The organism is Pseudomonas sp. Sample_10 (assembly GCF_004321495.1).
GTDB lineage: Bacteria > Pseudomonadota > Gammaproteobacteria > Pseudomonadales > Pseudomonadaceae > Aquipseudomonas.
The window spans coordinates 1-7158 of sequence record NZ_RCOE01000190.1; the positions used below are offsets into that span (position 1 = coordinate 1).

6 protein-coding genes are annotated in these 7158 nt (G+C 58.7%); 4 read left to right on the forward strand and 2 right to left on the reverse strand.

What is annotated here, in order from left to right; translation table 11 throughout:
- The 4 genes from D8U18_RS18855 to D8U18_RS18870 form a co-directional block, all read left to right on the forward strand.
- Nucleotides 1-1299 (forward strand): homoserine dehydrogenase (locus tag D8U18_RS18855; RefSeq protein ID WP_131108160.1); only part of this gene is annotated, 1299 nt, incomplete at its 5' end.
- Nucleotides 1300-1367: 68 nt separating this feature from the next.
- Complete coding sequence (thrC, locus tag D8U18_RS18860; RefSeq protein WP_131108161.1) at nt 1368-2777, forward strand: threonine synthase; 1410 nt, start codon at nt 1368-1370, stop codon at nt 2775-2777.
- Nucleotides 2778-2896: 119 nt separating this feature from the next.
- Entirely contained in the window at nt 2897-4243 is a 1347-nt protein-coding gene (locus tag D8U18_RS18865) for a transporter substrate-binding domain-containing protein (protein WP_130931049.1), read from the forward strand.
- A gap of 152 nt (nt 4244-4395) precedes the next feature.
- Nucleotides 4396-4683, forward strand: a complete 288-nt coding sequence (locus D8U18_RS18870; RefSeq protein ID WP_056853620.1) for a DUF3509 domain-containing protein — start codon at nt 4396-4398, stop codon at nt 4681-4683.
- A 169-nt stretch (nt 4684-4852) separates the two neighbouring features.
- Here the strand turns inward: D8U18_RS18870 and D8U18_RS18875 are convergent, their stop codons facing one another.
- Nucleotides 4853-5821 carry a TIGR02285 family protein gene (locus tag D8U18_RS18875; protein WP_131108162.1) on the reverse strand — a complete coding sequence of 323 codons (969 nt, stop codon included), beginning with the start codon at nt 5819-5821 and terminating at the stop codon, nt 4853-4855.
- Nucleotides 5775-6974, reverse strand: a complete 1200-nt coding sequence (locus D8U18_RS18880; protein WP_056853618.1) for a CaiB/BaiF CoA-transferase family protein — start codon at nt 6972-6974, stop codon at nt 5775-5777. Before D8U18_RS18880 ends, D8U18_RS18875 begins: the two co-directional genes overlap by 47 nt.
- Nucleotides 6975-7158 lie beyond the last annotated feature (184 nt).

The following is a 7158-nucleotide window of genomic DNA, read 5'->3' on the forward strand; positions in this document are numbered from 1 at the left end:
CCGGTCAAAGTAGGCATCTGTGGGTTAGGGACCGTCGGTGGCGGTACCTTCAACGTACTTCAGCGCAACGCCGAGGAAATCTCTCGTCGTGCCGGGCGTGGGATCGAAGTGGCACAAATTGCCATGCGCACGCCAAAGCCTCAGTTCCAAACGACCGGTATTGCGATTACCAACGATGTCTTCGAAGTGGCCACGAACCCTGAGATCGACATCGTGATAGAGCTGATGGGCGGCTATACCGTTGCCCGCGAGCTGGTACTCAAGGCCATCGAGAATGGCAAGCATGTGGTCACCGCGAACAAGGCGCTCATCGCCGTTCACGGTAATGAAATTTTCGCCAAGGCACGCGAGAAGGGCGTGATTGTTGCGTTTGAAGCAGCCGTGGCGGGTGGCATTCCAGTCATCAAGGCGATCCGTGAAGGCTTGTCCGCCAACCGCATCAACTGGGTGGCCGGGATCATCAACGGCACCGGCAACTTCATTCTCACCGAGATGCGCGAGAAAGGCCGGACTTTCGAAGACGTGTTGGCCGAAGCGCAAGCCCTGGGCTATGCCGAAGCAGACCCGACCTTTGACGTTGAAGGCATCGATGCGGCGCACAAGCTGACGATTCTGGCTTCGATTGCATTCGGCATTCCGCTGCAATTCGACAAGGCTTACACCGAAGGCATCACCAAACTGACCACCGCCGACGTCAACTACGCCGAAGCGCTGGGTTATCGCATCAAGCATCTGGGGGTGGCGCGCAGCACCGCATCCGGTATTGAACTGCGCGTGCACCCGACGCTGATCCCGGCCGATCGCCTGATCGCCAACGTCAACGGCGTAATGAACGCGGTGATGGTCAACGGAGACGCCGCCGGTTCGACCCTGTTCTACGGCGCCGGCGCCGGCATGGAACCGACCGCTTCGTCGGTGATCGCCGACCTGGTGGACGTGGTTCGCGCCATGACCTCCGACCCGGAAAACCGCGTACCGCACCTGGCTTTCCAGCCGGACTCGTTGTCCGCTCACCCGATCCTGCCGATCGAATCCTGCGAAAGCGCTTACTACTTGCGCATCCAGGCCAAGGATCATCCGGGCGTATTGGCCCAGGTGGCAAGCATCCTCTCTGAGCGGGGGATCAACATCGAGTCGATCATGCAGAAGGAAGCCGAAGAGCACGACGGCCTGGTGCCGATGATCCTGCTGACCCACCGAGTGGTGGAACAGCGCATCAACGATGCCATCGCAGCTTTGGAAGCCCTGGCGGGCGTGGTCGGTCCGGTTGTACGGATCCGTGTCGAGCACCTGAACTAAGCCGTTATCGTTTACCGGGCGCCGTGTCGGGCGCCCGGCATTGCGAACACTGTCCATTGGAGTCAGTCATGCGTTACATCAGTACCCGCGGCCAGGCACCGGCCCTGAATTTCGAAGACGTCCTGCTGGCAGGTCTTGCCACCGACGGCGGTCTGTACGTCCCGGAAAACCTGCCACGTTTTACCCAGGAAGAAATCGCTTCCTGGGCCGGCCTGCCGTATCACGAGCTGGCTTTCCGGGTCATGCGCCCGTTCGTCACCGGCAGCATTCCCGATGCCGATTTCAAAAAGATTCTTGAAGAAACCTACGGTGTGTTCGCCCATAGCGCCGTCGCGCCGCTGCGTCAGCTGAACGGCAACGAATGGGTGCTGGAGCTGTTCCACGGCCCGACCCTGGCGTTCAAGGATTTCGCCCTGCAACTGCTGGGTCGTTTGCTCGATTACGTGCTGGAAAAGCGCGGCGAGCGCGTGGTGATCGTCGGTGCCACCTCCGGTGATACCGGTTCGGCCGCCATCGAAGGTTGCAAGCACTGCGAAAACGTCGACATTTTTATCCTGCACCCGCACAACCGTGTGTCCGAAGTGCAACGTCGACAGATGACCACGATCTTCGGTGAGAACATCCACAACATCGCCATCGAAGGTAACTTCGATGACTGCCAGGAAATGGTCAAGGCGAGTTTCGCCGACCAGAGCTTCCTCAAGGGCACTCGCCTGGTGGCGGTGAACTCGATCAACTGGGCGCGGATCATGGCCCAGATCGTTTACTACTTCCACGCAGCCCTGCAGTTGGGCGGCCCGGCGCGCTCGGTGTCGTTCTCGGTGCCGACCGGCAACTTCGGCGACATTTTCGCCGGTTACCTGGCGCGCAACATGGGCCTGCCGATCAATCAATTGATCGTCGCCACCAACCGCAACGACATCCTGCACCGCTTCATGAGCGGCAACCAGTACGTCAAGGAAACCCTGCACGCCACCCTGTCGCCGTCGATGGACATCATGGTGTCATCGAACTTCGAACGCCTGCTGTTCGATCTGCACGGTCGCAACGGCGCGGCGATTGCCGGTCTGATGGACAGCTTCAAGCAAGGTGGTGGTTTCAGCGTCGGGCAGGAGCGCTGGACCGAAGCCCGCAAACTGTTCGACTCGCTGGCCGTGGATGACGCACAAACCTGCGAAACCATCGCCGAAGTTTACGAGCAAACCGGCGAAGTGCTGGATCCGCATACGGCGATCGGCGTCAAGGCAGCACGCGAATGCCGTCGCAGCCTGGATATCCCGATGGTGATTCTGGGCACGGCGCATCCGGTCAAGTTTCCGGATGCGGTGGAGAAAGCCGGCGTAGGAAAAGCGCTGGAACTCCCTGTACATCTTTCTGATTTGTTTGAAAGAGATGAGCGTTGCACCGTGTTGCCGAACGAGCTGAAAGCCGTACAGGCCTTTGTCAGCCAGCATGGCAACCGCGGTAAGCCATTGTAACGGGCAAAACCTGTCACACATTGAAGCCCGTCCCTGACGGGCTTTCTCGTTTCTGCGTGCCACACTGCCGTCGAGATTCGCCCCTGAAGGACGGGTGAACTGAACACAAGGATGTGGCAATGCCGTGTTTCCATGAGTCAAAACCAGCGATGTGCTGGTTGTTTTTTATTGCGGCTCTGGGCTTTGCCCAGTGGGCCGTGGCGGCGCAAATGATGGCTTTTGAGTCGGACGTTGCAGCCGCCGCCCCGGTGCTCGCGCTGGATGCGCAGGAGCGCAAATACCTCGCTGAGCAGCGTCAGGTTGTCGTTGCGTTGACACAGTACCCGTTGTATCTGTTCAAGGACGAGCACGGCCATTGGAGCGGTTTCAACAACGATGTGCTGGAGCGCATCAGCACCCTGACAGGGCTGAAGTTCGTCTACGAAGAGACGTTCTCCTCCGACCAGTTGCTCCAGCGCCTGGAAAGTGGTGCAGCCGACATGAGCACGATGTTGTCCATGAACGACGAGCGCAGGGCATTCCTGGATTTCAGTCATGCGTACGGTGGCGCAAGCTGGGTGCTTATCGGTCATAGCGAAGCGCCCGCCGTGCAGTCGTTGGAGCAGTTGGCGAAAAAGGTCCTGGTGTTACCGACCCGACACGCGCTGGAAGCTGTGATTCGCCATGAGTACCCATCCATTGAGCTGCGCTCGGTCAAGACCTACGCCGAGGCTCGGGCGTTGGTCGAAAGCGGCGAAGCCTACGCGACCATCGACACCGAAGTCGGCGCCCGACTCTATCCTTCGGGGCGGCTCAAGGTCGGCGCAGCGATAGAGGGCAAATGGGACGCTGATTACCTGGCTGTGCGCAAAGGCCAACCACAACTGTTGAGCATCCTCAACAAGGCGCTCGAAGCATTTTCACCAGCTGAGTTACGCGCGATTCGCCACAAATGGTTCGGAGCAACGGCACCCGTAGCGACGCCTTCGGCGTGGGAACGGCTGGATTGCTGGAGCGTTGTTGTTTGCAGCGTATTTGCACTGCTTTGCCTGGTCTGGAATCGTCGCCTCACGACACTGATCCAGCAGCGCCAGGATGCCGCGAACGACCTTCGCGATCAGTTGGCGTTCCAGCATACGTTGCTGGACGCTATGCCCGATCCGATGTTCGTTCGTGATCTGCAAGGGCGCCTGGTCATGTGCAACAAGAGTTACGAGGAGCATCTGGCGATACGCTTCGATCAGGCTCAGGGGCGCCAGCTCATCGAGCTCGACATCATGCCCAAAGCGACGGCCGAACTTCTGCATGCCGAGCTCATGGTTCAACTGAACACGCGCAAGCCATGCTTCAGCGAGCGGCAATTGCTCTTGCACAGTGGCCTCAAGGACGTCTATCAATGGACGGTGCCGTTCTACAGTGCGGACGGGCAATTGCGCGGTCTGTTGGGGGGCTGGAGTGATATCGGTCAACGGGGTCGACAGGCGTGACGGAGTTGTTTTCTCTCTGTCATCTTGGCCATGCATGCTCTGTCGATCAGGGACGCCGTTATGTCTTTCAGAACTTTCTTCCCGGGCCGGCGGTCATTTACTGTAGTGACGCCCCAGGCACTTTGTTTTCGGACTATTGAGTGGTGATCGAGATGGAAAGTATCAGTCTCTTGCTCGGTGAGGCTCTGAGCCCGTATCAAGTGACATTGACCCCGTCAGGTATTCAGGGTGAATGCCGTGTGACATTGAGGAACGCGATCGGTGAGATCGTGGTCGAGCGCAAGTTCAATCAGGCGCAGTTGAGCGACAAGCGCTTGCTGACCGATGTGGTCGACGGCTTGCATCGCGATGTGCTGATTGCTGAAGGACGCCTGGAGCCTTGTGTGATCGCGGCGCTGCGTAATGCCGCTCAGGACAAGCTGTTGGCCAGTCGAAATTGAATTGTCATTTGTGGGAACCTTCCTGCACCAAGGTCAGTCAGACCCATTAACAACAGGATCAAGCATTGTGCTCCGGTGCTTGTAGCTTGTTGCTACGGGTCTGATGCAGGCCACGTTTAACCCCGAGTCGTCTCCCCACTTCTCGGGGTTTCTTTTTGCCCGGCGTTTGTCAGTGCCCGGTCTGTTGCTCGAAAAATGTCCTGGAAGCCTCCAGGTATTCACTGCGACTTTCCGGGTCAAGCCAGGCCGCGTAGGCCTCGCTCAGATAGTCACGGGGCAGGGTACGCAACAGTTGGTTTATTTCGGTGATCGCCTTTCGACCCTGCGGCGTGTCGGTGCAACCGATGTAACCGGACAAGTATTTACCGGTGTTGCGAATCGGGTAGAACTGCAATTCATTCTCCGCGATCCCTTGCTGCTGCGCCTGATAACGGATTTCCGGACGATAGCCCAGCAACAGCTGCAAGCGTCCCAGGCGTTGCATTTGCAAGAGGCTGCCCAATGCGTCGTTACCGTAATGGAGCGTCAAGGCCTTGGGCGGAGCCTGTTTGAGCAGCACGTCGAGGTACTCGCCGTAGTTGCGTTCGGCGACGATCCCCAGCGTCACGGTGCCGGTGGCCAGCAGGGCGGCCAGATCCACTTCTCCATCCTTGATGAATGGCGCCAGCACGTTGCGATCAACGCGGCGCACGGCCAGGCCATTGCTCATGGCGCGGAATACCGGGATGGAAAACGCGATCCAGGTTTCGCGTTCCTTGCTCCAGTTCAAAGCGGCATCACACATGAGAGAGGGCTCGTGGAGCATCTGCAAGCCGCGCGCGCGATTGACCTTCATCACGCTGTGTTGGTACTGCGGCATGCCGGCGATCAGTTTCGTCAACAGTTGATCGATAATGCCCAGGCCTTTTTTCGGTCCTTCGAAAATGAACAGCGGTGGCAGGTCGCGTTTGAGCCAGATCAGCGTGTCTTTGGGTTGCGCCAACGCCGGCGGTGACGTAGCGCTAATCAACAGAACGCTCGCCACCGCACACAACGCCCGCCCGTTACGCCACAGGCAGTGCTTGAAGAGTTGCGCAAGCAGACGCTTGAGCTCAGATGGCTCCGTCTTTGCGCAGTTGTGCGATCTGCGACGCGTCATAGCCAAGTTCCTGGAGTACCTGCGCGTTGTGCTCGCCCAGTTGCGGCCCGACCCATTCACAATCACCGGGTGTGTCAGAGAGTTTCGGCACAATTCCCGGCATCTTGAAATCTTTGCCATCCGGCAGTTTGGCCTGCAGGAACATTTCCCGGGCGAGGTACTGCGGATCGCTGAACATGTCTTCGGCGCTGAAGATTCGGCTGGCCGGTACGTCGGCCTGATTCAGCAGCTCAAGAATCCTGTCCAGCGGCAACGAATTGACCCAGCGATCAATGACGCCGTAGAGCTCGTCACGGCGGCTGTCACGCCCGTCGTTGCTGGCCAGCAACGGGTCGTTGGCCAGATCTTCGCGACCCATGATCAGCATGAAACGCTTGAAGATCGCATCGCCGTTGGCGCCGATCTGTACGTGCTTGCCGTCGGCACTGGTATGGATCGAAGAGGGCGTGATGCCGGGCATGATGTTGCCGGTCCGTTCACGGATGAAACCGAACACGTCGAACTCCGGGACCATGCTTTCCATCATGGCGAAGATCGCTTCATACAGCGCTACATCAACCACCTGGCCCTGGCCGCCGTTGACCTCACGGTGCCGCAAAGCCATCAGCGCGCCGATCACGCCCCAGAGTGCGGCAATCGAGTCGCCAATGGATATGCCGGTGCGCACCGGTGGGCGATCTTCAAAACCGGTGATGTAGCGCAAACCGCCCATGGACTCGCCGACCGCACCAAACCCTGGTTGATCTTTCATCGGCCCGGTCTGGCCGAAGCCCGAGAGCCGCACCATTACCAGCTTCGGATTCAATGCATGCAGGATCTCCCAGCCCAGGCCAAGTTTTTCCAGGACGCCGGGGCGGAAGTTCTCGATGAGGATGTCCGCTTCGCCGAGCAGCTTTTTCAGAATCGCCAGGCCGTCGGGATGCTTGAGGTTCAGGGTCAGGGACTTTTTATTGCGTGCTTGCACAAACCACCACAGCGAAGTGCCCTCATACAACTTGCGCCATTTGCGTAATGGATCGCCGCCGTCCGGGGATTCGACCTTGATCACATCGGCGCCGAATTCAGCGCAAATGCGCGAAGCAAATGGCCCGGCAATCAACGTGCCCAATTCAACGACTTTCAGGCCCGAGAGCGGTTTGGCGGTCAACGACATACGTGATCCTGTAGGAAAAGGGGTTGAGCGAGTACAGAGTTTTAACATAGCCGACCGTCAGGCGCCCCAGGTAGATCGGCTTCTATTCGTTCAATGGTGGTCGCATCGGTTAGACTTGCCGCCTTTCCCCGTATCAAGAAGCCCGTTCATGGCCCAGCCGTCCACGACCTACAAGTTTGAACTG